Source organism: Acidobacteriota bacterium, assembly GCA_040754075.1.
Lineage (GTDB): Bacteria > Acidobacteriota > Blastocatellia > UBA7656 > UBA7656 > JBFMDH01.
The window spans coordinates 1-25,273 of the sequence record JBFMDH010000044.1 but is presented as its reverse complement, the minus strand read 5'-3'; the positions used below and the strand labels follow the sequence as shown (position 1 = coordinate 25,273).

The 25,273-nt window shown below is 48.3% G+C and carries 27 protein-coding genes; 9 read left to right on the top strand and 18 right to left on the bottom strand.

Features of this window, described 5'->3' with window-relative positions:
• Positions 1-73 precede the first annotated feature (73 nt).
• From AB1757_28910 to AB1757_28860, 11 genes are all read right to left on the bottom strand, one after another.
• Entirely contained in the window at positions 74-1,240 is a 1,167-nt protein-coding gene (locus AB1757_28910) for a beta-propeller fold lactonase family protein (protein ID MEW6131086.1), read from the bottom strand.
• Between the two features lie 129 nt (positions 1,241-1,369).
• On the bottom strand, positions 1,370-3,031 hold the full coding sequence (locus AB1757_28905) for a hypothetical protein (protein MEW6131085.1): 1,662 nt from the start codon (positions 3,029-3,031) through the stop codon (positions 1,370-1,372).
• 122 nt (positions 3,032-3,153) lie between these two features.
• On the bottom strand, positions 3,154-3,630 hold the full coding sequence (locus tag AB1757_28900) for an isoprenylcysteine carboxylmethyltransferase family protein (protein MEW6131084.1): 477 nt from the start codon (positions 3,628-3,630) through the stop codon (positions 3,154-3,156).
• A gap of 12 nt (positions 3,631-3,642) precedes the next feature.
• Positions 3,643-4,404, bottom strand: a complete 762-nt coding sequence (locus AB1757_28895; GenBank protein ID MEW6131083.1) for an arginine deiminase-related protein — start codon at positions 4,402-4,404, stop codon at positions 3,643-3,645.
• A 30-nt stretch (positions 4,405-4,434) separates the two neighbouring features.
• Positions 4,435-5,286, bottom strand: a complete 852-nt coding sequence (locus AB1757_28890; GenBank protein ID MEW6131082.1) for an SDR family oxidoreductase — start codon at positions 5,284-5,286, stop codon at positions 4,435-4,437.
• A gap of 251 nt (positions 5,287-5,537) precedes the next feature.
• Positions 5,538-5,903 (bottom strand): cupin domain-containing protein, encoded by a 366-nt coding sequence (locus AB1757_28885; protein MEW6131081.1) that lies wholly within the window; start codon positions 5,901-5,903, stop codon positions 5,538-5,540.
• Positions 5,904-6,080: 177 nt separating this feature from the next.
• Positions 6,081-6,524 (bottom strand): hypothetical protein, encoded by a 444-nt coding sequence (locus AB1757_28880; GenBank protein ID MEW6131080.1) that lies wholly within the window; start codon positions 6,522-6,524, stop codon positions 6,081-6,083.
• Positions 6,508-6,795: a DUF5678 domain-containing protein gene (locus AB1757_28875; GenBank protein MEW6131079.1), complete on the bottom strand. Its 288-nt coding sequence runs from the start codon at positions 6,793-6,795 to the stop codon at positions 6,508-6,510. Before AB1757_28875 ends, AB1757_28880 begins: the two co-directional genes overlap by 17 nt.
• An 83-nt stretch (positions 6,796-6,878) precedes the next feature.
• Complete coding sequence (locus tag AB1757_28870; protein ID MEW6131078.1) at positions 6,879-7,835, bottom strand: bifunctional riboflavin kinase/FAD synthetase; 957 nt, start codon at positions 7,833-7,835, stop codon at positions 6,879-6,881.
• The gene (locus AB1757_28865; protein MEW6131077.1) at positions 7,832-8,590 is read right to left on the bottom strand and encodes an MBL fold metallo-hydrolase; all 759 of its coding nucleotides are present in this window, start codon (positions 8,588-8,590) and stop codon (positions 7,832-7,834) included. Before AB1757_28865 ends, AB1757_28870 begins: the two co-directional genes overlap by 4 nt.
• 110 nt (positions 8,591-8,700) lie before the next feature.
• Complete coding sequence (locus AB1757_28860; GenBank protein ID MEW6131076.1) at positions 8,701-9,318, bottom strand: DUF1844 domain-containing protein; 618 nt, start codon at positions 9,316-9,318, stop codon at positions 8,701-8,703.
• Positions 9,319-9,470: 152 nt separating this feature from the next.
• On the opposite strand from AB1757_28860, the gene mazG reads away from it, so the two are divergent.
• From mazG to AB1757_28820, 8 genes are all read left to right on the top strand, one after another.
• Positions 9,471-10,301 carry a nucleoside triphosphate pyrophosphohydrolase gene (gene mazG, locus AB1757_28855; protein MEW6131075.1) on the top strand — a complete coding sequence of 277 codons (831 nt, stop codon included), beginning with the start codon at positions 9,471-9,473 and terminating at the stop codon, positions 10,299-10,301.
• The gene (locus AB1757_28850) at positions 10,301-10,927 is read left to right on the top strand and encodes a Uma2 family endonuclease (GenBank protein MEW6131074.1); all 627 of its coding nucleotides are present in this window, start codon (positions 10,301-10,303) and stop codon (positions 10,925-10,927) included. The genes mazG and AB1757_28850 overlap by 1 nt, the downstream gene beginning before the upstream one ends.
• A gap of 165 nt (positions 10,928-11,092) precedes the next feature.
• The gene (locus tag AB1757_28845) at positions 11,093-11,575 is read left to right on the top strand and encodes a (2Fe-2S)-binding protein (protein ID MEW6131073.1); all 483 of its coding nucleotides are present in this window, start codon (positions 11,093-11,095) and stop codon (positions 11,573-11,575) included.
• Between the two features lie 241 nt (positions 11,576-11,816).
• Positions 11,817-14,186: a glyceraldehyde dehydrogenase subunit alpha gene (gene cutA, locus AB1757_28840; GenBank protein ID MEW6131072.1), complete on the top strand. Its 2,370-nt coding sequence runs from the start codon at positions 11,817-11,819 to the stop codon at positions 14,184-14,186.
• Positions 14,187-14,197: 11 nt separating this feature from the next.
• Entirely contained in the window at positions 14,198-14,635 is a 438-nt protein-coding gene (locus tag AB1757_28835) for a hypothetical protein (protein MEW6131071.1), read from the top strand.
• A 207-nt stretch (positions 14,636-14,842) separates the two neighbouring features.
• Positions 14,843-15,700, top strand: a complete 858-nt coding sequence (locus AB1757_28830; GenBank protein MEW6131070.1) for a xanthine dehydrogenase family protein subunit M — start codon at positions 14,843-14,845, stop codon at positions 15,698-15,700.
• Positions 15,701-15,759: 59 nt separating this feature from the next.
• Entirely contained in the window at positions 15,760-16,323 is a 564-nt protein-coding gene (locus AB1757_28825) for a carbon monoxide dehydrogenase subunit G (protein MEW6131069.1), read from the top strand.
• A gap of 98 nt (positions 16,324-16,421) precedes the next feature.
• Positions 16,422-16,739: a PilZ domain-containing protein gene (locus AB1757_28820; GenBank protein ID MEW6131068.1), complete on the top strand. Its 318-nt coding sequence runs from the start codon at positions 16,422-16,424 to the stop codon at positions 16,737-16,739.
• Positions 16,740-16,816: 77 nt separating this feature from the next.
• Here the strand turns inward: AB1757_28820 and AB1757_28815 are convergent, their stop codons facing one another.
• From AB1757_28815 to AB1757_28790, 6 genes are all read right to left on the bottom strand, one after another.
• On the bottom strand, positions 16,817-18,703 hold the full coding sequence (locus tag AB1757_28815; protein ID MEW6131067.1) for a TolC family protein: 1,887 nt from the start codon (positions 18,701-18,703) through the stop codon (positions 16,817-16,819).
• Between the two features lie 403 nt (positions 18,704-19,106).
• A complete protein-coding gene (locus AB1757_28810; protein ID MEW6131066.1) occupies positions 19,107-19,457 on the bottom strand; it encodes a hypothetical protein in 351 nt (116 codons plus the stop codon).
• A 100-nt stretch (positions 19,458-19,557) separates the two neighbouring features.
• Complete coding sequence (locus AB1757_28805) at positions 19,558-20,607, bottom strand: efflux RND transporter periplasmic adaptor subunit (GenBank protein ID MEW6131065.1); 1,050 nt, start codon at positions 20,605-20,607, stop codon at positions 19,558-19,560.
• 83 nt (positions 20,608-20,690) lie between these two features.
• A complete protein-coding gene (locus AB1757_28800; GenBank protein ID MEW6131064.1) occupies positions 20,691-21,425 on the bottom strand; it encodes an ABC transporter ATP-binding protein in 735 nt (244 codons plus the stop codon).
• Between the two features lie 5 nt (positions 21,426-21,430).
• Positions 21,431-22,555 (bottom strand): ABC transporter permease, encoded by a 1,125-nt coding sequence (locus tag AB1757_28795; GenBank protein MEW6131063.1) that lies wholly within the window; start codon positions 22,553-22,555, stop codon positions 21,431-21,433.
• 153 nt (positions 22,556-22,708) lie between these two features.
• On the bottom strand, positions 22,709-23,347 hold the full coding sequence (locus tag AB1757_28790) for a TetR/AcrR family transcriptional regulator (GenBank protein MEW6131062.1): 639 nt from the start codon (positions 23,345-23,347) through the stop codon (positions 22,709-22,711).
• A 96-nt stretch (positions 23,348-23,443) separates the two neighbouring features.
• Here AB1757_28790 and AB1757_28785 point away from each other — a divergent pair, with 96 nt between their 5' ends.
• Positions 23,444-24,838, top strand: coding sequence for an MBL fold metallo-hydrolase (locus AB1757_28785; protein MEW6131061.1), 1,395 nt, complete (start codon positions 23,444-23,446; stop codon positions 24,836-24,838).
• A 72-nt stretch (positions 24,839-24,910) separates the two neighbouring features.
• On the opposite strand, the gene AB1757_28780 is transcribed toward AB1757_28785, so the two are convergent.
• The gene (locus tag AB1757_28780; protein ID MEW6131060.1) at positions 24,911-25,213 is read right to left on the bottom strand and encodes a hypothetical protein; all 303 of its coding nucleotides are present in this window, start codon (positions 25,211-25,213) and stop codon (positions 24,911-24,913) included.
• Positions 25,214-25,273 lie beyond the last annotated feature (60 nt).

Genomic DNA, 25,273 nt, shown 5'->3' with positions numbered 1-25,273 from the left:
ACTGATGAATTTTGATTACAGTTTTTCAACATAAATTTTTTCTCGAATATGAATTTCAGGAGAAACGACATTTTTAACGCACCGGTTCGGTTTTGTAAAAATCAATTCCGGCAGCTTGTTCGGGCACATCAATGGTCGCTACATTTTTCAATGCTTCCAAATCAATCACCTCGACGGTGCCGGGTTCCGCGCCAATGCCTTCAACCGTGATAAACGCATAACGATTGTCCGGGGTTACAACTGCGCCATGAACGACTTTACGTTTCGTAGGGATGCGCGCCAGTTCTTTGCCGGTTTTCAAATCGACAATCGATACCGACTGGTCGCGTTTATTGGTCGTGATTAAACGATTGTCTTTGGTTACTGCCAGATTATAAACGCCATCGCGTACCGGCAATCGTCTGGTGACTTTCCAGGTCGCGGCATCGACTTCGACAACTTCGCTGCTCTTGTTGCAGGCGACGTAAACGAATTTGCCATCCGCAGAGGGTTGTGCCCAGGTCGGCAAACAACCGACGTCACCCGGCTTGGGCGGTTCCGAACCATGCCCGCTCGAATCGTGTTTATGTTGACCCGTTCCCATCCCGGCGGGCGCGCCGCTCATTCCCATCTCTTTCCCTTTGGTGAGCATAAAATGGCGTGATACGGTGAATTTGTTCATATCAATTTCAACCAGCATATCGTCCATCATGCAGGCTGAATATTGTTTATCGCCTTGCGGATTGATGCGCGAACCATGCGGCATGGTGCAGGTCGTAAGTCGGCTAATTTCCAACATGGGTTCGGTAGCAACGATTGAAACCGAAGAGGGAACCATGTCGCCATGCAGGTTGAAGTTGACGACATAAAGAAAATTGCCGTTGGGTGAAATATCCATAGTCGCGGGAAAATAACCAAGCGTGATGCGTTTAATTACCGAATCATCTTTGGTGGAATATTTCCAAACCGAACCAAAAGGTCTGCCGTGCCCGATGGAAACGTAATAGAACTGTTTATCGGGTGACACGACGATACCGTGTGGCCCATCTATATCGGGAAACATCATTCCTGTCGGAATCTCTTTTTCAATCTTGATGCCTTTGGGACCAAAACGGATTTGCACGATTTTGTCTGCCGATTCGCATACCACATAAACCAGATAATCCTGTTCAGGTTTTTGTTGGGCAAACGATTGCGGTGTGAGTAAAAGTAAACTAAAGAAAATGACAATGGCGATTTTTGAAATTCGAGTTGTGCTCATAAATAAACCCCAACAAATCTATCACAACCCAAAAGCGATTCGGCAAGCGGAATGCCGGGATTTCTTTAAAAGGATGCCCACAATTTTGCGCCTGACATTAACGCCTTCAAAACCGATTATGGGTTTCCATCATTGCGAGGGCAGCAACCCGATTTCCGGTTTCTCAGATTTTGAAGGGATGAAAGACTGTAACTTTGCCTGGTTCGCGGTTGAATTTTCCAGCTTGATGAAACCATCATCGCCGCCCGCCGTTTGCCCGAGTTCAAACTGTGAAATAAATTTCGGAATAGCGCGCCAATCAATGCGTTTATCTTCGCCTTCAACCCAGTTCCATTCACTCACCGGTTGCTCTTGAAGCGCCCGCATCGAAATCCAGGCTTCACCGTTTTGCTTCCAGGTTTCCAACGCCCCTTCAGCAAATTCTTCGCGCCACCGGTCAACCTGTGTCATGTTGATGAAAAGCAACGGACGAACATTTAGATTCGCCGATTGGTTCAATGAGTGAAATGGAAAACTGCGGCTGAAATTGACCAACTCATCCTGTTGATTAACCGTGAAGATCAACGGCGGGGTTGACGAGTCTTTTAATAATGGGCTGAGGCGTTTTGCCGCCGCATCCTGTCTGGCATTCAACTGCCAGTTCGCCATCGCGCCATAATTCACCGCAATCATAAAAATAACAAAGCCAAGAATGAAAAATTTCACCGGACGTTTGAGCTGTTCGGTTGCAAGCGCGAAACCAATGGCAAGAAACAGGGTAGGGTAAAGCGGAAAGTATCGTTCAACCGCCGAGCCATCCACAAACATCGCAAACGCCCCAATCGTGAGCGTATTGATTGCCAGTAAAGCCAATACCCGCCTGCCGGTTCTCGAGCGAATTAAAGTAATGACGACCAAAAAAATCGCTCCATAAAAAAACAATAATTTCCAGAGGCTGTGAAAAAACAGGTCGCTAACGCTTACCGGGTTAAACGGGTCTTTCAATAAAAATCGTTTGAATAAAATGCCATCGTTGCCGAGATTGATGAGGGAACGCGGAATGCCGAACGCCACACGCGAAAGGCTGGTGACCTTCATCAACTGTGATGACGCGCTCACCCAGTTTTTTGCGCCTTCGACATTGGTGATGCCAAGATGCCAGAGAACGCTCAAATAAATCAATGCCGTAGCCAATGCACAGCTCACTGCGGCGATTAAAACGAAACGCAGCGTTCGTTTATTGAATTCAAAAAGAATGAGTGGTGAAAGCAAAGCAGCCGGGATTCCCCACAAATAAATACCCCAGAAACAAAACGCCAGCGCAAGCGCCACGCCCGCGCCCAGCGCCGGTTGCCAACCATAATCGGGATAATCTGCGGTCATTAAATAAAACCCGAGTATCAGCATCGTGAGTCCCGGAACATATGAACTGCCGCTTTGCGAGTAATTCAAAAACGCCTGAGAAAAAATAAAGGCAATCGTCGTCAAATTGATGACCCAGGTTTGCTTGATAAAGCGGTACAGAAACGCCCGCAGCAGCAAGACGCCGGTAAGACCCGCAAGCCAATTCACGACGATGAATAACAAAGTGATTTCGGTTCGGGGATTTGCCCCAACTAACTTTTCCGTTACGGGATGAAAAATTTGGAAGAGCGCCCATCCCATCGGTCGCCACAGCAGATGTCCGAATTCCCAGAATTCGATTCCGGTTATCGCCGAATAGGCATAATCGATGGTGTCGCCCATGAAAAATGCATCGGTCAATATGGTTGCCAGAAGATAGATGCCAACGACAATTCCATTTTGTCGCAACCAATTTCCGAAATACTTTTTAATATTTGAATGTCTTTCCGAATTGTGATCGCCCATTTTTTTCGATAACCGTAGAAAATGGCGGATGCGTTGCGATTTTCAGGCTTTTTGCAGGAATAAAACTATTTCGTTAAACCAATCCATCTCGGCACTCGCCGACAATACTCATCGAATGATGCGCCAAATAGTTTTTTGAGCGTAGGTTCTTCGTAATAAATGATTCGCAAATGAAAAGCCAGGAGGACGACCAGGATATACATAATCATCCACACGGATTTAAAGAAGACGGCTTCACCCAGAATGATGCTCGATACTCCGACATACATCGGGTTGCGTGAGTATTGATAGAGTCCCTGCGCCACTAAATATTTTGGCGGGTCATATGGCGCGGGAGTTCCCTTCCCGCTTGAAATAAATTCCCCGACACACCAGAAATAAATAGTGATGCCAGTAACCATGATTAAAATGCCAACATAATTGAAGCCGTTCCAGACCGCCGGAAAAAGATTGGCGCGTGAACGCAAAATGAAGAACGGAATCAGCAGCGTGAGACTACCGGGCGCAATAATGGTGAAAAACAGCGACTTCAAATAAAGCATCGCGTGTGTCCTTTATCGCCTGAAAATCAGGCTGCAACAAGTGACCGCGCCTTCGGCTTTGATGAGTTCCGACATCTCAACCACTTCTACCTGTACACCGGCAGCTTCGATTTTCATCCGGGTTTTCGGGAAATCTGCGGGATAGATAACCGTGTCCTGAATCAACAAAGCGTTCGCTGCGAACGGTTCGCGCTCATCAACCTCAATAAAATCGAAGCCTGCAAAAGCCGCCCGGTCAACGAAACTGGCATTGATGAGCAGGGTGTTTTTCGCCAACCGTGAAACCGCCGATTTCAGGTGCAGGCAATGTTTAACCTCTACGCTGCGCACATCGTATCCGAACGGCGCGAGAATCGTCCGCGCCTGTTCAATCGCGAGTGTATCTGTGCGACTTGAGCGTCCGATGAAAATCTGTTTATCAATGGTCAACACATCGCCGCCATCAAGGGTTGCCGGGGACTTGATAAACTGGAGTTTACGAAATGGTTCTATTGCCTTAGCAATGGATTGGGTTTCAGGTCTTCGCGACTTCGCTCCCGGTCGCGTGATTATCGCCAGTTCGTCGAATACTAAAGCGGTGTCTTCAACGAAAACCGAATCGGGGAAATCGGGTTCGGCTGCAAGCGCCATCACTTCACAGCCGAGTTCTCTCAGGGCGTCTTCATATTGTCGATGCTGTTTGTAAGCTAACGGCAAATCAATCGCTTCACGCCGGAAATGCGTGAGTTCGCAATCCTTGATGTTCGGGCTGATTTCGCGGGTTATCGCTCGCATATGACTTTTACTTTGGTTTGAAGATGCAAATTATTTTCGACTGCGCGCCTGCGCTTCCAATCTGTCCCAATCTTCCGACGTGAGTTTTTCCAAGGCGCTGAATTCGCCCGCGCCGGCTAACCATTCGCCGCCATCAATGGTCACTACATCGCCGTTGATATATTCCGAATAATCGGAAATCAGATAAGCCGCGAGGTTCGCCAGTTCTTCAAGTTTGCCGACCCGCTTCATTGGATTACGCTCGGTGATATGTGTGCTGAAATCGCCCGAAAGTGTCAATCCTTTTTGCGCGCCTTCTGTGGGGAAAGGTCCCGGCGCGATGCCATTCACCCGCATGCCGTATTTCGCCCATTCAACCGCGAGCGATTGCGTCAGCGCCATCACCCCAGCTTTGGCAACTGCTGACGGCACCACATAAGCCGAACCCGTCCACGCATAGGTCGCGAGAATGTTGAGCATGGTGCCTTGGTGTTTTTCAGCAATCCATTTTTTCCCCATCGCCAGCGAGCAATAAAATGAGCCGTGAAGCACTATGCCAAGCACAGCATCTACGGCGCGATGTGAAAGCCGTTCGGTAGGCGAAGCGAAATTGCCTGCGGCATTGTTAATCAATACATCGACTTTGCCGAAATGCTGCCAGGCGCGTTCGATCATCTGTTCGATTTGGGGGTAATCGCGGACATCACAGGCAAGCGGTAAAACTTCGCCGCCTTTAGCTTCCTGCATCGCTTTTGCTGCGTTTTCTAAAAGTTCAAGACGGCGACTGGCAATAACCACCTTCGCGCTGAGTTCGAGGAAGCGTTCGCCCATTGCGCGACCAAGCCCGGTGCCGCCGCCTGTGATGATGATGACTTTGTCTTTCAATAAATCGGTTTGAAACATTGCGTTTTTATCTCCTGTTAAGAATCTATGATTACCAGAAATACTTGCTCAAGGAATGGCAAAAGAAGTTCTACCTCAGCAGAAGAAATCTTACTTTAAATATTTTTCACCGCAGAGGACACAGAGATTACCCAAAGTTTGAAGCATCGCTGCGCATTCTCTACGTTCTCTGCGGTGAATAGCGCTTTTCATTTTCATATCATCAGGTGAGGCAATCCTTGAAACCCGATATTCCATCCCTCTCACCTGAATTAAATCCAATCCTGCGCTTCGATTGCCACAGTCAAGGCGCTTTCGACATCGCCGGTGTGAGTTGTGGCTTGTGGTTCAATCAACATGATGTGAGTTTCTTCTTGGGCAACCGGACAATGTTCAACACCTTTGGGGACGACAAACATTTCACCGGGCTTTAATTCAACATCGCCATCATGCATTTTGATTGTCAATTTGCCTTTGACGACGAGAAAGAATTCATCTTCATTTTCGTGCGTGTGCCAGACGAATTCGCCCTGCACTTTCGCGAGTTTGATGTATTGTCCGTTCATTTCACCGATGATTTTCGGCGACCAGTGGTCGGTGAATTTTGTGTATTTTTGTTCGAGATTGATTGCCTTCATATGACTCCTACATTTTTCCGCTGAGATAGTTTCCGACGCCATCGAGAAATATCGGCACGTTGCCAATCGGGCGCATACTCAAAAGTAACATCATCGCTGCCGAAAAAGTGTCCATTCAATATCCTAATCAAAGAAACTCAAATCTGCTTTTCACCGCAACGCCTTCAAACTCAGGCATCAATCTTGAATTTTAGTCTCATAAAAATGTGGCGGGGCGAGTAACGCGACCGTTTGATTGGGATAATCATAAATTACCCCGAAATTATTGGTCACATCGCGTCCAAGCACAGACAACTCGCCGCTCTCGCTTTCCGTAAAAACTCCGAAGTGTCCGCGCACCTGCGCGACGCGCCCGTCATCTCTGACTAAGCCGACGGAAGTAGCGACGGTAATCGAACCCACGGTTCCGCCGACACCCGCCAGATAAAACTGTTCTTCGTCAGAACTCGCCAACCCATGTAACAAGCTGAGAAAATCGGCGCTCAAGACAGTTCTATCTGCTCCACAATCCAGTAGGAAGGTGATTTCAATCCATTCTCCGTTTGATGCCTGTACCAAACCCGAAACGCTTGGTCGGATTATGCCATCGTCACAAAGCAACCATTCACCGTTGACACGCATAGATTCGGCTCAACTTTTCTTTCGGGATGTAACGAATATGCGGTAAATCGTCAGGATATTTATCATGGGCAAGCCGTCGAACCTCTTCGGCAGTGTCGGCAACAAACAGCTCGCCGCCCGACGACGCAACATACTTGCCGCGATAACGCTTGAAAACTTCGAGTTCCATAGCATGGTCGTTGAACCATTTTACATTGCGTTTCGCTTTCTCGAACTTTTCTGCCATCTCCGGCGTCAATGGCAAATCTTCGATGATTACTTGATTACTCATAGCTGGATGATATGAAGTTATGCGCAGCAGAGTCAATCATTGACGGGCAATCTGTTTGTTCCTGAAAACCGGATTGGAAAATATCACAGGAACGCAAAATTGCGTTTCACCACGACACGTTCAAAATAGCGGACGGCGCGTTGGTAATCGCGGTCGATTTGCCCTTTCAACTCATCAAGCGAAGCGAATTTTTTTTCGCCTCTCAACCGATGCAAAAAGCGCACACGGATTTTTTCACCGTATAACTCGCCATCGAAATTCATAATGTGGGACTCAACAGTTACTTGATTGTCATTGCTCACCGTCGGGCGCACACCGACATTGGTAATTGAACGATGCCACTCGCCTTCAATCAACGTCAGCGTCACATAAACGCCGTTTACGGGCAACACCGCATTATGGGGTTTCAAATTCGCCGTCGCATAATGCAGTTTTGCCTTGCCGATTTTGCTGCCTTCGACCACGCGGCTTTCAACTCCGTAAGGGCGACCAAGCATCCGCCGCGCTAAGTTTATGTGCCCGGCTCTCAGCAGATTTCTGATTGCCGTCGAACTCACACGTTTGCCGCGCAATAAAATTTCCGGCACCTCTTCGGCACGACGATTTAACCGTTCAGCAACCGCTTTCAATAACTGAAAATTTCCCTGTCGTTTGTAACCAAAGGCAAAGCCTTCGCCCAGGTAGACCTCTTGCGCATTGAGTTTTCCGAAAATCAGTTCAGTTAAAAAATCCTCGGCGCGTTGACTGGCAAACTCTTTCGTAAAATGCAACACGCAGGTCTGGTCAATGCCGAGTCGCTCCAAGCCTTCCATCTTTTGTTCAAAGGTATGAAGCATAGGCGGCGCGCTTTCAGGGTGCAGCAAGGCGCGCGGATGCGGATCAAAGGTGACAACGGTTGCCGCAAACCCAGTGGCTTTGGCGCGTTCGACAACCTTTTGCATAATCGCTTGATGAGCAAGGTGCAACCCATCGAATACCCCGAAGGTTAAAATCGTCGGGGTGCGCAACTCACAGGAATTTATATCTCGACAAATAATCATCCGTTCAGTTCAACCTCTAATCCGTCATAAGCAATTTCCACATGTTCAGGCAAATGTCCGCTGGTCTCCTGATGCTTAATATCGTGCGAGATATGCGTTAGCAATGCCTTGTGCGGTTTTAAAAATTTGATGTAATCAAGCGCCTCATCAAGGGTCATATGCGTCGGATGTTTTTTGAAACGCAAAGCGTCAATCACCAGCATATCCAGTCCACGCAATTCAGCTAAGGTTTCATCGGGAATCACATTGCAATCGGTGACATAGGCAAACCCGCCGATGCGAAATGCGGTGACCGGCAAATCGCCATGCATCACGGTGAGCGGCAAAATATCGAGTCCGCATAGAGGGAACGGCTTTTCGATGAGGTGCGGAATAATTTGTGGCACCCCGGAAAGCGAGGGTTGAAAGGCATAAGCATAAACCCGGCGCAAGCCTTCCCAGGTTACTGCCGTCGCGTAAACCGGAATCGCAGTTTTATTGCGAAACATCAACGGGCGCGTATCGTCCAAGCCAAAACAATGATCGGCATGGGCGTGGGTAAATAAAACCGCGTCCAACCGCTTCAACCCGATTCTCAAAGCTTGATAACGAAAATCGGTCGAAGTATCCACGACAATTTTGTATTCGTGGTGTTCAATCAAAATCGATGCCCGCAATCTTTTATCTCGCCCATCATCGGACAGGCAAGTATCGCAATCGCACCCGATGCTGGGGATGCCAACCGATGTGCCTGTGCCGAGGAAAGTGATTTTCATGTAGTAATTTGTACTTTGTGCCTGGTACTTCGTGCCTGGTCTTTATTTACCGTATTCACCGGCGTATTCAATAGACCAAGCACGAAGCACAAAGCACAAAATACGGAAATTTATTTGCTTCTGGAAAGCGACACGAATTGCATACGCAAATCCGCGAGCACCTGCTCGAAAATCGTCTCTTCGTCTTTTAATAGGTTGCCACGGGTTTTTTCTTTAAGGACGCCCAGCATATCGATGACCTGTTTTGCGGCTTCCAGGTCAACTTGCGAACGAACCCCGGGTTGCATCTCCATCAGTCCCATATTCATTGCCGCTTCGACGGCAAGCATATTCAGCAGGCTTAAAAACATGGCTTTGGATTGTGAAGGGTCAGCGCCGCCCGATGCTTGATTGTAAGCATTTTCAACGGCTGCCGCCTGTGCCGCTTGTTGTGATTGCTGCGCGGTGGGCGGTGAGGCGCTGGCGCTTGCTGCGGCAGCTTTGACTTGAGACGGTGCGGGTTCCGGTTCAATTTCGTCTTCATTACCGGTTGATTTATTGACGCCTCCCGGAAATGCCACGATGTTATCCGCCGGGGCAGTTTGTTCAACCGATTCAGCGGGCACGGCTTGGCTATCCGCTGGTGATGGGGTTGGCGCTTCTTCGGCGAATTCTTCACGCAGAGAGCCATCCGGATTATATCTTCGTCGATCAGAGATTTTAAAAGTCTTTTCTTTCTCGTCTGCCATTTCTTCAGATTCTCCCTTTCAGTTAAGGTGTTCGATATTGGTTTGTCTTAAAAATGTTCATGCTAGCAAAGAATCGTTGCAAGACCAAATAGCCTGTCAGGATAGGCGCAATCAACTTTGCCTTTTTATTCCCGGTTCAGTAAATTCGAGTTATGTTCAATTCGTCAAGCCATGATGCAGGTGAAAAATTTATCAGGTTAGTAGAAATCATCGCCGAACTTCGAGCGCCCGGCGGATGTCCCTGGGACAGAGAACAAACGCACGACAGCCTCAAACCCTTCCTGCTCGAAGAAGCTTATGAAACCCTCGAAGCCATTGATGCGCGCGATGATGAAGAGTTAATCGGTGAACTCGGCGACCTGCTTTTACAAGTGGTTTTCCATTCGCAAATCGGTATCGAAGAAAAGCGCTTTAATATCAGCGAGGTGCTTGAGCGCGTCTCATCAAAAATGATACGTCGTCACCCGCACGTTTTCGGCGATGATACTTCGGAAACCTCCGACGAGGTGTTGCGCAACTGGGAAGCCATTAAAGAAGCCGAACTCCAAGCCAAAGGCAAAAAGGTCGAAGAAGGCTCGATGCTCGACAGCGTATCGAAAAATCTGCCCGCGTTGATGGAAGCTTTTCAGATGACCACCAAAGTTTCGCGTGTGGATTTCGATTGGCAAAACGTCGGCGAAGTGCTGGAAAAATTGGATGAAGAGGTGCATGAACTCAAACACGAAATTGCCACCGACGCCACCAATCATCAACGTGTCAGCGACGAAGTCGGCGATTTACTTTTCGTCGCCGTCAATGTTGCCAGACTTTCAGGTATTGACCCGGAGAGTGCTTTGAAAGCCTCGAACCGAAAATTCCGCCGCCGTTTCCGTTACATCGAAGACCGTCTACGCAAACAAGGACGCAAGCCTGCGGATTCCGACCATATTGAAATGAATCGTTATTGGGACGAAGCCAAGGCAAAAGAAAAAGAGGGTGAATAATGAGTTCACAAATTAAACAGCGTTATTACACGCCCGAAGAATATCTCGAACTCGAAAGCGTTGCCGAGTATCGCAGTGAGTATCTTGAAGGCGAGATATTTGCAATGGCAAACGGCAGCCCCGACCATAGCATCATCAGCATCAATCTGACTGGTGAGTTGAGAACCGCGTTACGCGGCAAACGATGCCAGCCATTCGATAAGGGCTTAAAGGTGGGTCCCGCCAGTTCAGTCTTTTTTTTCTACCCGGATGCCTCAATCGTTTGCGGCAATCTGATTTTGCACAAAAAAAGTAAAGATGTTTGCACCAACCCCAAAGTGATTTTTGAAGTGCTTTCGCCTTCTACGGAAGCTTACGACCGCGGCAGCAAATTCGCCCGCTACCGAACCATTGAGTCATTCACCGATTACGTTTTGATAGCCCAGGACGAGCCGCGCATCGAACATTTCTCTAAACAAAAAGACGGCTCATGGAATCTTAGAATCGTCAGCGAGTTAAAAAACAAAATTCGCATCCCTTCGATTGGCTGTATGTTATCGCTTGCCGAAATTTACGAGCGCGTCAAATTCCCCGAAAAGAAATCGCTAATCAAAGCAACGCGAAAAAAGAAGCCACGTAAAGCGTGAGAACATCTGCAATAGTCAGGCAGACGATAATGCTCGCCGCACAAATTTTGTAAACAATTTTTCTTCGTTTTAAGTTGTAACTCACCCAATCAAGATGTATAAATTTTAGCCAGTTTATAGCTCTTTAAGTTTTCTCACCCAAATTCAAAATAACGAGGTGGCTTTATGAAAAAAGCTGTCAGTATTACCGTCAACGGAAAAACTCATACATCGGAAATTGAACCTCGCTTGCTGCTGGTGCATTTCCTGCGCGATGCCCTTGGGCTTACGGGCACACACGTTGGTTGCGAGACCTCGATTTGCGGCGCGTGTACGGTTTTGCTTGATGGACAGTCGGTAAAATCCTGCACCATGTTTGCTGTGCAAGCCGATGGACTGAGTGTCACAACCATCGAAGGGCTTGCCGCGAATGGCGCGCTTCATCCTGTACAGGAAGGTTTCTGGGAATGCCACGGTTTGCAGTGCGGTTATTGCACGCCGGGAATGATTATGTCTAGCGCGCAATTGGTAGACCGCAATCCGAACCCGACGGATGAAGAGATTCGTCACGGGCTGGAAGGCAATCTTTGCCGCTGCACCGGCTATCAAAATATTGTCGAAGCGGTGAAATACGCCGCCAACAAAACGCTGGCGGCAAGCGGAGATTGAGGAATTGCGAAATGCGGATTGCGGATTTTGCCACCGCGTCAATGCACATGATGCTTTCACGCATTCCTGATTGGCAATCCGTCATCAATATAGGTTTTAAGAAAATGTTTTTGAGAAAAAATTGCGAAATTGCAAGTTTTTTCACGGTTTTGCCGGCAACATTTTCATAACATCCGTAGCAATTTTCCATTGAACGATTCCTAAGTTCAATAATCCGCAATCCGCAATTGAAGGAGGAATTATGAGCAATTATGTTGGTAAAAGAGTAAAACGCACGGAAGACCCGCGATTGATTCAAGGCATCGGACATTATGTAGATGACATTAAATTGCCCGACACTTTGCACGTCGTCTTTTTGCGTTCGATGTACGCGCACGCGCGCATCAACAGCATCGATGTCAGCGAAGCCGCCAACGCGCCCGGAGTGGTCGCGGTTTATACAGGCGCGGATGTCGCTGGTATTGGGCAGGTTCCCTGCGCCGGCGCTTTGCCGGATTTGCGCGTCCCGGATTATCGCGTATTAGCTAAAGACCATGTGGTTTTTGTCGGTCAACCGGTTGCCGCAATCGTCGCCACCGACCGTTATGCAGCGCGTGACGCGGTGGATTTAATCATGGTTGATTATGAAGAGTTGCCTGCCGTCGTTGATGTTGAACAGGCTGCCGAAGCGGGTTCGCCATTAATTTATGAAGAATATGGCAACAACATCGCCTATCGCTTAACTTCCGGTGAAGGCGACATCGAAGCGGGACTTGCGGCGGCTGATCGCGTTGTTAAACAGCGCGTCGTTCATCAACGACTCGCGCCGATTGCTATGGAACCGCGCGGCGTGCTCGCCAGATACTTACCCGGTGAACAGGAACTCACCGTCTGGTCTTCCACTCAGATTCCTCATTTATTGCGCACTCAACTTGCATTGATGATTGGCATCCCGGAAAACAAATTGCGGGTCATCACCCCGGAAGTCGGCGGCGGGTTCGGTTCAAAACTCAATGTCTATGCCGAAGAAGCTTTGCTTGGCTGGATTTCGATGCAACTGCATAAGCCTGTGAAATGGATTGAAACACGCCGCGAAAATATTCAGGCGACGATTCACGGACGCGGGCAGGTCGGCTATATCGAAATCGGTTGTAAAAATGACGGAACGATTACCGGGCTGCGCTACAACGTATTCGCGGATATGGGCGCGTATCATCAATTGCTCACCCCTGCGATTCCCACGCTCACGGGGTTGATGCTATCGGGCTGTTACAAAATCCCGGCGATTCAAATGAACATCACTGCTTGCTTCACCAATAAGGTGGCGACGGATGCCTATCGTGGCGCAGGTCGTCCCGAAGCAACTTATGTCATCGAACGGGCGATGGATTTGGTGGCTGCCGAACTCGGTATGGATGTCGCGGAAGTGCGTCGTAAAAATTTTCCGAAACCCGAAGAGTTTCCTTTTGCGACCAAGACCGGGTTGTTTTATGACAGCGGCAATTATGAAGCCGCGCTCGACAAAGCGATTGCCAACGCTGATTATGCCGGGCTTCGCGAGATGCAGAAAAAAGCGCGCGATGAAGGGCGACTCGTTGGTATAGGCGTTTCAACCTATGTAGAGATTTGCGCGCTCGGTCCTTCGCAAGCGATGCCTGCGGGCGGTTGGGAAAGCGCGACGGTGCGCATTGAACCAACCTGTAAAATCACTGTATTGACGGGCGTTTCTCCGCACGGGCAGGGCGAAGAGACTTCATTTGCACAAATCGTTGCGGATGAATTTGGCGTGGCGCTTGAAGATGTGACGGTCATCCACGGCGATACGGCGATTGTGCAATATGGCATCGGCACTTTCGGTTCGAGAGGGCTTGCGGTCGGCGGCACTGCGGTTTACAAAGCGGCTGAGAAATTGAAAGAGAAAGCCACGAAAATCGCCGCCCATATGATGCAAACCGATGTAGCGAATGTCTCATTCAAAGAAGGCAAGTTCACGAAAACGGCTACAGCAGCCGCTTCTGCGGTTGCAGGCAACGGCGGAACGACAACCGGTGACGCGGTGCCAAGAAACGAAATCACCATTCAAGAGGTGGCGCTTGCCGCGCACCTTGCCAGAGAAATTCCGCCGGGACTTGAACCGGGACTTTCGGCGACACATTTCTTCGAGCCGGAAAATTTCACCTTCCCGTTCGGCACACATATCTGCGTTGTCGAGGTTGATAAAGAAACCGGCGATATAAAAATCCTGAAATATGTCGCAGTTGATGATTGTGGCAAACAAATCAATCCGTTGCTGGTCGAAGGTCAGGTACACGGCGGCATCGTGCAATCCGTTGGGCAGGCTTTGTACGAAGAAGTGGTTTATGATGAGAACGGGCAACTATTGACCGGCACATTGATGGATTATGCGTTGCCGAAAGCGGCGATGATTCCGCGCCTCGAACTGGATAAAACCGAAACCCCAACGCCTGTAAATCCGCTCGGCGCAAAAGGCGTAGGCGAAGCCGGAACCATCGGCGCAACCCCGGCAATCGTCGGCGCGGTTGTAGATGCTTTGTCACCTTTCGGCGTGCGCCATCTGGATATGCCGCTCAAACCGGAAAAGATTTGGCGAATTTTGCACACCCAAAATTAAGGAGATGGTTTATGCGGAACCGTTTGAGCTACATTTTTGCCCTGAGCCTGCTTATATCAGGTATCGCAGGGTGCGGAAAATATCAGCCTAAACCGAGTGACTTTTTAAATCGGATGATGGATGAAGCGAGAACCATTCCGCTAAATTATCTCTTGGACAATCGCGATAGTCTCAATGGGCAGCAGGTGATCGTTAAAGGATATGCGCGGATAGGTAATGGGAAATATGTAATTTTTCCTGATGCTCAAGAGGAAACATCGGGCAGAAACGAAAAAGGCATTTGGATTGATTTGCCAACCACCATCGAAAAATTCTTCAAAGAATATGGCAATAGATTGGATAAAAAACACATCACCGTTGAAGCCACCTTCAAATTAAACAATAAAGGTAAAGATGGGCTTTGGGCGGGAACTTTGGAGGACATCAAATCCATTACACCGATTGATTAAAGGAGTGCGAGCGAGGGTGCCGGAGCGATTTTAGCAATTCCCGATTCGATGGTGAGATATTAATTTAGCAGGAAAAATAATGGCTTTCAGAGATTACAAAAATATCGGAGTTGTGCTGAAAAAATTCGGCATCAGGTACACTGAGGAGAATTTCATTCAAATCAATCCTCTACCAATCAATCCCTTATTTTTAAAGGAGAAGAACTCATGATTGCAACAGCTTTTGATTATGTAACCCCAGGCACCTTGGATGAAGCCCTTGCCATGCTCTCGCAAAACCAGGACAGTGCTAAAATTTTAGCAGGCGGACACAGCCTCATCCCGGCGATGAAACTCAGGCTCGCGCAACCCGCGCTGCTGATTGATATTGGTCGCATTAAAGACTTGTCCTATATCCGCGAAGACGGTGGGCAAATCCGTATCGGCGCGATGACTACGCATTACCAGATTGAATCTTCGGATTTGCTCAAACTCGTTTGCCCGATGCTGCCGGAATGCGCCGCGCAAATCGGCGATGTGCAGGTTCGCAATAAAGGGACACTTGGCGGCAGTCTCGCGCACGCTGACCCGGCAGCGGATTGGCCCGCGGCAATGATTGCCCTAAAAGCTGAAATCGTCGTAGTCGGTGCGAAGGGTGAGCGCATCATAAACATCGATGACTTTTTTGTCGATTTGCTGACCACCTCGCTTGAGCCGAATGAAATCCTCCGCGAAATTCGCATCAATAAACCTGCGGGCAATTACGGTCAGGCGTATCGCAAAGCCGCGCAACCCGCTTCAGGATTTGCAGTGGTCGGCGTTGCCGCGCATATCGTCAAAGATGCAGACGGCAAATGCGAAGCGGCAAGCATCGGGGTCACCGGCGCGGCATCGAAGGCTTACCGTGCGACCAGTGTAGAGAACGCGCTGGTTGGCAACGCCCTCGATGCAACGACGATTGCCGCAGCCGCGGCATCAGCAGCCGATGGCATTGATGTGAATGGCGACATTTACGCTTCGGAAGATTATCGCCGCCACCTGGTTGCGGTTTACGCCCGTCGAGCGATTGAAGCGGCAATACAATGAGGAATGAGTGATGAGCCATCGCTATTTCACTCATCACTTATTCCCCATCACTTTAACTTATGAAAATCGAAGGCACACAAGAAGTTCGCGCGCAATGTGAGCGGGTTTATGAAGTTTTGCTTGACCCTGAAGTATTGCAACGCTGTATTCCGGGTTGTGAAAAATTAGAGCAAACCGACGAGAATGCCTATGCGGCAACCCTTCGCACAGGGATTGGCGCGATTAAAGGCGTCTTCACCGGCAAGGTTCGCATAGAAGATATGCAACCGCCGACGCATTACCGAATGGTGATTGAAGGCAAGGGGCAACCGGGGTTTATTAAGGGAACCGGCAACCTTGATTTGGAAGAACGCGGCGAAACCACCTTGGTGAAATACGAAGGCGATGCACAGGTTGGTGGCACACTCGCAAGCGTTGGTCAGCGAATGATTCAAGGCGCGGCGAGGATGATGGCAGCCCAATTTTTCGCGGCTATCGAAGTTGAAGCGCAACGGGAATCTCACCAAGAACCACCCAAACATGGCATTATTCGTAATGCTTTTCGGGCTACCAAAAGAGCTTTGCAGAAGACTTCGGATGAAAATGAAACCGCAGAACCCAAACCCGAAGAATCAACCAATTAGCAATATTTTTACTTCAAGACAATTGTTTTCCGATTAAGTGTGGTGTATGCTTTAAGGCTCAATAGAAGGTGTAATAACTGCTGAAAGGAGAAAACTCTATGAGTGCTATCGGAGTTCGTCAAAAGATCGAACGGGATGTTAATTCCAAAAATGAAATTCGCGCGAACTGCTTTGTTGATGGATTGAATCGCGAATGTCGCGTCCATCATTTGAACGAAAACGGTTTGTTCGTCGAAAGTTTTATTCCGGCACTTACCGGCGCACAGGTCGATATAAAATTTAATTTACCAAACGGCTATCACATCTCAACCCAAGCCATTGTCACCCATCATCAGTTTAAAGAAGGATACAAAATCAATTTTATCAATTTATCTGAAAAAGACGGCGAACAGATAAACAACTGGGCTCGCGCTTAATCAATTCAAATTTTTAGCAAAATAAAAAGGGCGACTCATTGTTGAGTCGCCCTTTTTATTTTGCCGTGGATGATGATCTAGCGTTTGGTATTTTCAATTGCCGTAACCTGGACATTATTTGAGACCAGCGAAATACCGGTTACTCTTTGCAAATCGGCGAGCGCCTTATTGTAATCGGTCAGGGCGCGAATCTCATTGCCTCTGGCTACCGATAAATCGGTTTGCCGTTGCAGAACAAAGAAGTTGGTTGAAAGACCGGCGCGAAATTTCTCTTCTTCACCTTTCAATTGCGCATCAGCAGCGATGCGATTGGCGCGTTGCGCTTCAAATCGTTGACGCGCTGATTCAACCGCCTGTAAGGCGTTACGAACTTCGATTTGAATGTTCTGAACGGTTTGGCGTTGACGGGCGTCGAGTTGCGCCGATTCCGCCATCGTCCGACCGATATTGGCTTCAACTGTGCGATTGCGCCACGGGAAGTTAATCGACACCCCCACTTGATAGGTTCGGAAATCCTGGCTGAACAAATTTCGCAAGGCGCTAAAATAGCCGCCGACAAAACGGTCAGGAACCGTTACGCCATTTTGTGTGGCAATCGCCGATGGCGCACCAGCCAACCCGGTATTTGAATAGGTGCCTACCAGATTGATCTGCGGTTTCAACTGGTTATTGTAATATTTGAGGTCAATCTCTTTTTGCTGCGATTGCAGGCGTAATTGTTCAAGTTCCGGGCGATTTTTCAACGCCAGATTTTGCGATTCCTGAAAATTAAAGGTCAAGGGATTCAAACTCGGATCGTCTGTGGGAACAATTTGCGCATCCCACATCTTATCATTGGGGTCTTTCATTAACAGCCCCTTCAAAGTGTTTTCCGAGGTCGTAATCGTTTGCATGGCTGTGATGACATCGCCCTTGCGCGATTCCAATGCTGCTTCCGTTGAGCGCAATTCGATTGGCGCGAGGGTTCCGGCTTCAACCTGCTTCTGGTTATTCAAAAGTTGCGTGCGCGTGAGTTCAACGGTTTCGCGGGCGATTTTTTCGTTGCGAATGGCAAAGACCAAATCCCAATAGGCGCGTTGCACAGAGTTAATGATTTCAATCACGCGCTGGCGAAATTGACTGTCGGAAAGGTCGAGTTGTTTTTTATTGATTTGAATGGCTCGACGATTGGCGTCAATTTTGAAATTTCGCATCAAGGGTTGCGTAAAGGTCAACGAAAGCGACGGGTTGTATTGCGTGGTCAAAGTTGCTGCGGTTGAACTGGTATTCGTCCGCGTATTATTGAAATTGATTTGATATAATCCGCCGCCTTTTTCGAGGAATTTTTCAGTGGTGAAATTGTACGTCAATATTTTTTGCGTCAACGAAGCGTTGGCGTTACCACCTTGGAAGATATTGGCAACCGGGAAGGTCTGGCTTCGGAAATTGATGTCGGCAATGGTGGCAATGTCGTATACACCATACGACGCGAAAAGATTATATTGAGAGATTTTTACGGTTTGGCGATTTTGTTCAATATCGAGGTTATTTTGCAGCGCCATAGCGATGGCTTCCTGCAAGGCGAGAACCTGCTTTAAATCTTCGCGAACCCCAACGCGCTGGGTGCCGATTTCCGGCGAGAGCGCCAGTGGTTGGGTGATGGGATTCTGAGTTTGCGGGTCTTGAGTTTCGGTTGAAATCGCCGGTGCAGTAGTGACGACCTCTGCCTTTTCAGCTTTCGGTTCATCACTGACGGTTGCGGTTTCGGCAACCTTACTTTTTTCAGTTTCTTCGTGATTAACGGCTTTAGCCGGCGCTTTTTTATTCGCTACGGTTCGCGCTTTATTTTTTTGCGCTGGTGAAACCCGATTTTCAAGGGCGACAATGCCATCTTGCGCAAAAGCTGATATTGATAAAGACCCAATCATCGCCACTACCACAAGGAAACTGACCATCTTGTGGCGCTTATCTGACATTAAATTCATAGTTCCTCTCGATACCTTTTCTTCTAAACTCAAACAAAAATATTTCTTGACCCAACAAATTTTTTTGGCAAATTGTTTTTGAATCACAGCCTACTACGAGCAGGTCGCACCTCTCGTTTCATAATTTTATCCGCCTGCAAAGTTTCAGCCTAGCCGTTCAAACCCAACCTCCCGAAAATATTATCTACAATCCCTGTGCCAATCTAAAGCGCTTCTCTAAAAGCTGTTATCAAAGAGGCTAAAGTGAATCTTGCATACTATAAAATAAACAGAGCGACCGGAAATGAACACCTGATGTTCACTTTCGCGTCGCTCCCTGTGAAATTAATAACAGGGATGGGCAGATGACACGAGTAAAAAGTTCTTAAAAAACCCGCCTCTGACATCCCTGTTAATGTCGCGCTTACTCAAATGAAATGGCAGTTTTTGAGCCTTTAAATTCAATTCGTTTAACGGTGAATGAGCCATCTTCGGAAACCGTATAAGCAATTTTGTTATCCGATGGCGCTTCATTTAAGGTGATAATTTTATAAGTGGATTTGACAATCTCTTTTTTGCCTTTCATCACCACCAGTTCACCCTCTTTATCATCGGCAAATTTTACCGAGTAATCCCCTTTGGTCAGCGGTTGTCCTTTAATTTTGCTGTCTCTGGTTAAGGTGAACGATTTGGTCACATCCGCAGCAACATTGGATAAAGCAAGGGAAAGAACTAATGCGAAACTCGCAACCATTGCATAAATTGTTTTTTTCATAGAGTCACTCCTTTACTCAATTTTATTTTTCGGCGGGGCTAGATTCACACGACTTCCGGGACGAGAAAGTAAACCGCGCCATTTTCTACCAGCGACCGATTCAGTTCGCTGAAACGATAATGAAAGAATCAACTCGCAAACCCGGAGTCAGTTTTTGACCGTCTTCGAGTTCAATTAAAGTTTCCAAAATTTTTGTATCAACCCGTTCGGTCGGTTCGTCCGTGCGAATATTTTTTTTACCCAATAGCTGTCCGATGCGAACGATGCGACCGTAAAATTTTTCTCCCGCAAAAGCCTCCGCCGTCACATAAGCGCGTTGCCCGATTTGCAATTTGCCAATATCGGCTTCATCAACATCCACACGGACTCGCAACTTTGAAATATCCGCCATCGTCACAATCGGGTTTTCCCGCATTTCAGAAACGCTCTCTCCGCTTTTCATATGTTTTCGTAAAATCACCCCATCAATCGGGGCGCGCACAAAACACTTCTCCAGTATCGCTTTCACTTCATCCAAACGGGCGCGTGACAGGGCAACTTCGGCTTCGGCTTTGGCGCGGTCTTCTTCGCGCGCTTCATCATCAACGAACGAATGACGCTCGGCTGCGGCATCGAATCGTGCCTTGGTGACTTTAAATTCGCGCTCTGCCCTGTCGGATTCTTCTCTGGCAATCACCCCTTTTTCATAAAGCGCCCGGCGACGATTCATTTCCGCCTGGGCATTTTCCATTTGCGCTTTGGCTTCTTCAACGCCCTGCCAGGCTTCCCGTCGCTCCTGCTGGCGCGCCCCGTTAATGACGCGACGTAACTCGGCTTCTTTTTGTTTGAGTTGAGCCACTGCGGAATCAACTTCGGCTTGATAATCGTCATTGACCAGCACCGCGATGATTTGCCCGCGTTTGACTAAATCGCCCTCTTCGACGCGAACCTCTTGCAACTTGCCGCGAATTTCCGAACTCACCTTGATCTCTTCCGAAATCGGTTCGACGCGACCCGGCGCAGCAACCAGGCTCGTGCCAGTGGCGTCGGTTGCTTTTACCTGAGACAATGCCGATGGCGGTGAACTGCGGACTTTATACATCGTAAACCAACCGGCGATAATGCCGACGATCATCATTATCGAAATTAAAATCCAGTTAGAGCGTTTCATCTCTGTGCCTCAAAATCCGTTTTGGAGCGGCCTCAAACTCCAGCGTTCAGTTCAAGACCGCATCCAAACGGTTAGTTAAAATGTCAGTTCAACGAATACGATTCCGGTTGACCGGACACGGTAAGCAAATTGCCCAGTTGCGCTTGGGATTCGGAAATTTTTCCATCTTCGATATGCGCAACTCGATCACCATATTCCAAAACCCGGTTATCGTGGGTCACAATCACCACCGCGCGACCGCGTTGATGCGCCAAATCCTGAAGCATCTTTATCACCATTCGCCCGCTGGTTGAGTCGAGCGCGGCAGTTGGTTCATCCGCCAGAATGATGTCAGGTTCACCGGCTAAAGCTCTGGCAATTGCCACACGTTGTTTTTGTCCGCCGCTCAAATCCGCCGGATAGGCTTTGTATTTTTCCGAAAGCCCCACCTGTTCCAAAAGTTCTGCGGCGCGAAGCCGGGCTTTTTTTCCGCGAACCCCGTGAAGGTCTAAAGAAATTTCAACATTTTCACCCGCCGTCAGCGTCGGAAAGAGATTGAAGCCCTGAAAAATAAAACCGATGTGGCGCAAACGAATATGGGGAATCAGCCGTTCGCTCAGTCCCGTAACATCCTTTCCTTGAATTTTGATGACCCCGCCGCTTGGACGCAAAATACATCCCATAATGGAAAGTAACGTGGTTTTTCCGCTTCCTGACGGTCCCATCAATAAAACCACTTCGCCGCCTTCGACCTTGAAATTCACATCGGCAAGCGCATGAACAGAGGCAGCGCCCTGTCCATAAACTTTCGATAAGTTTTCTACAGAAATCGCAATCATTATTTCTATCCTTTGAAGACCATCGCCGGGTCGATGCGGGTCACTTTGTTTATCGAAACGATTGAAGCGCCAATGCACATCGCAAAGGTTAAGAAGAACATCAAAACGCTCATCTCGGTCGGCATTTGAATTGATGCGCCGCCGTTTCGACTTAAATTAACCACTAATAAACTGACCGCCATGCCAAACACATATCCGATAAAAGCGCTGATGGATGCCTGTTTAATAATCACGCGATAGATATAACCATTTGACGCGCCCATCGCTTTCAAGGTGCCGAATTCGCGAATGTGATCGATAGTAGTTGCATAAATCGTCTGAGCGACAATGACCACGCCGACAATCAACCCCATTGCCGCAGCGATTAAAATGCCGACGCCCGCGCCGGTATTGAACATCCAGTAAACCTGAGTTTTTCGCGAAAACTCCTGAGTGGTATAAACCTCTATATCTTCGACGCGAGCGGCTATGGCTTTTTTGAGTTGTTGCAAGTCAACTCCCGGATGGGTTTTTACAAAAATATAAGAGGTTTGGTCTTCAGCCAGTCGCGCGTAATTCTGGGCATTTTTAAATGACGTAAACACTCTGGGGTTGGTGGTAAACGACCGCACATCTTTGGTTAAGCCAACCACCCTGGCGCGATGATTATTGATTTCAACACTCTGCCCGAGGTGAGTAATCCCCAGTTTTTGCAGGTACTGTTCATCAACCATTACGGTGTCTTCGGTTTTTAAATCATCCAGTGTGCCGGCGGTGATATTCCAGGGTCCGCCAAGTTTTGAATCAAGCGAAAAGCCGACAATTCCCACGCCTTCTTCTCCACCATCGGTGCGCTTTAAGCGGCTGAATTGAACGATGTATTTTTCTGCGGAAGCGACGCCGTCAATGGCGCGGATTTGATAAAGCTTGCGCTCGGAAAACGGGGCAGGCTGGTCAAAATTGCGAATGCCTTTGGCGGCAATCCAGAGGTCTGCGCCCGAATGATCGATAATATTGGAAGTCGTAGAGGCAAAGCCGACAAATAATCCAAGTTGAACGGTAATCAGTACCACTGCGAAAACTACGCCCGTGAGCGTAACGGTCAAACGCACTTTATCGTGAAACAGATTTCGCCTTGCCAGTGATGGCATATTTCCGACTCCCCGACTTACGGTTTTTTAATACGACCTGTCTATACCACGATTCAACCTGCAAAAAGGTTACAGTGTTTAATCTGTAAACGCTGCTTTGTACGTAAACGCCCTTAAAAAAGTTTACACTGTTAAGTAAAAAAGCAAAAAATTTTAGACCAGCAGACCATCGATTGCGGCATTGATGGTCAGGTCGATCAATTTATCGCGTTTCACCCAGGGAAAATCGCGTTTGGTAATCAATAAAGAGGTGACGCCATGGATAACTGCCCAAAGCATTTGACTGATCGCCTCGACATCGGTTTCGCGCAGGCGATGCTCTTTTACGCAGACTTCAACGGCGCGACAGAGATAACCATAAGTTTCCATCCCTTTGGAACCTTTTCTTAAATAATGCTCTTTGCCAAGGTGGAGTTCGGAGTGATTGATAAACGTGACCTTGTAATGGTTGGGATGCTTCAATCCGAAATCGACATAGGAACGACAACCTTTTCGCAGAGACTCTACAGGGTCCTGGTTTTCCTGAGAAATGGATGCCATTTTTTTGGAGAGTTTGGCAAAGGTTTCATCACAGATGGCGAACAGCAGTTCGGTTTTATCTTTGAAGTATAGATAAATGGTGGTAGGGGAGTATTCTATCTTTTCGGCAATCCGACGCATGGAGACATTTTCGTAACCCTCATTCAAAAACAATTCGCGGGCTGCATCCAGTATGGTCTGGCGCAGTTGTTCCTTTTCACGCTCGCGTCGCGCTCTTGGCCCTGCCCCTTTTGGAATATTTAACGAAGTCATTTTACTTAACGGTGTTAATATAAAGACTGGTCGAGTTGCTGTCAATCTTATTTTCAGTTGCCACATTTCTCTTTCCTTTGTTAGTGTCAGGGCATGATGACGACCCTGCAATTTTTAGGCGCGGCAAAAACCGTAACCGGCTCGAAATACGTGTTAAAGGTCAACGGCACCCGAACCCTGATTGATTGTGGACTATTTCAAGGCTTCAAAGATTTGCGTGAACGCAACTGGAATCCCTTACCCATCAATCCCGAATCGATTAACTGGGTATTGCTTACGCACGCGCACATTGATCACACCGGCTATTTACCGAGACTCGTGCGTGATGGCTTTAAGGGTCCGGTTTATGCGACGCGAGCCACCGAGGCGTTGCTGGAAATCATGCTTCCCGATTCCGCCAAACTTCAGGAAGAAGAAGCCGATTATGCCAATCGCAAAGGCTATTCAAAACACCATCCGGCATTGCCTCTATACACCGAAGCCGATGCCAGAAAAGCCCTGCAGCAGGTTCAAAGCGTCGATTACAACGAAACTGTCCGTTTGAATAAATTTATCCATGCGCGATTTGTGTCTGTGGGTCACATCCTCGGCTCATCCTATGTTGAAGTCAATATCGACCACCCGGATCAAGCGCCGATAAAGATTATCTTTTCGGGTGACGTCGGTCGTTATGATGAACCGATTTTAAATGACCCGTCACCGGCTGATGAAGCCGATTATCTGCTGGTTGAATCGACTTACGGAGACCGCATTCACGATCAGACCAATCCCAAAGAAAGACTGGCAGAGATTATCACGGAAACCGCAAAACAGGGCGGCAAAATCATCATTCCGGCTTTTGCTGTCGGGCGAACCCAACTGCTGGTTTATTACCTGCGAGAGTTGGAAGAGGAAGACCGCATACCGATTTTACCGGTGATTGTCGACTCCCCGATGGGGTCAGGCGCAACCCGACTATATATGAAGCACAAAGACGACCATGACCAGGATATGCGCGAAATTCAAAGCGCCGGGCGCAATCCGTTGACCACCAATATTTTTTCGCTGGTCGGCGGTCGCAAAGGTTCAAAGGCGCTCAATGATTTACGCGGTCCGGCGATTATCATTTCGGCATCCGGCATGGCAAACGGCGGTCGCGTCCTGCATCATCTATCGCGTTACTTACCCGACCCGGCAAGCTCTGTGATTTTCGTAGGCTATCAGGCAGCAGGCACACGCGGCAGGCGGTTACAGGATGGCGAGAAGGAAATAAAAATTCATGGTGAGATGGTTCCGGTGCGGGCGCGTATTGAAAGCGTCGGCAGTCTTTCGGCACATGCCGATGCCAACGAACTGCTGCGATGGCTATCGAGTTTTAAACGTCCACCTAAAACGACTTTCATTGTTCACGGCGAAGAAGCCTCAATGAATGCGCTCCGTCAGAAAATCATCACAGAACTGGGTTGGAACGTGGCAATACCGAATTATCTGGATGAAGTCGAATTAACCTGATTTTTAAATACATTTTTTGAGGGTGTCATACCCATAGGTGGTCGTGCCACTCGCATCACCCCTCGTGAGTCTCTATCCGAGCGCGTTGTAAGTGAACGCGACTTGCGGCTCGCTCAAACTCGCATCCGGCGTCTTGGTGAGCAAGCGGTTCATCGTGTCATAGGCATAACTCGTCGTCTTGCCTTTAAAGTCAACTCGTGAAGTGAGATTGCCCACCGCGTTGTAGGAGTAGCTCTCCACTTGTCCAAGCGGCAGCGTTCGCTTCACTCGCCTGCCGAGTTTGTCGTACTCGAACCGCGTCACCCGGTTCAAGGCGTCGGTCTGCGACACTTGATTGCCAAGCTCGTCATAAGCGTAACTGGCATAAGTAGATATTTTCTTGGCAACTTATCAGGCATTGCAAATTTTACACTTAAATTTTTCCTTTCACCTTCT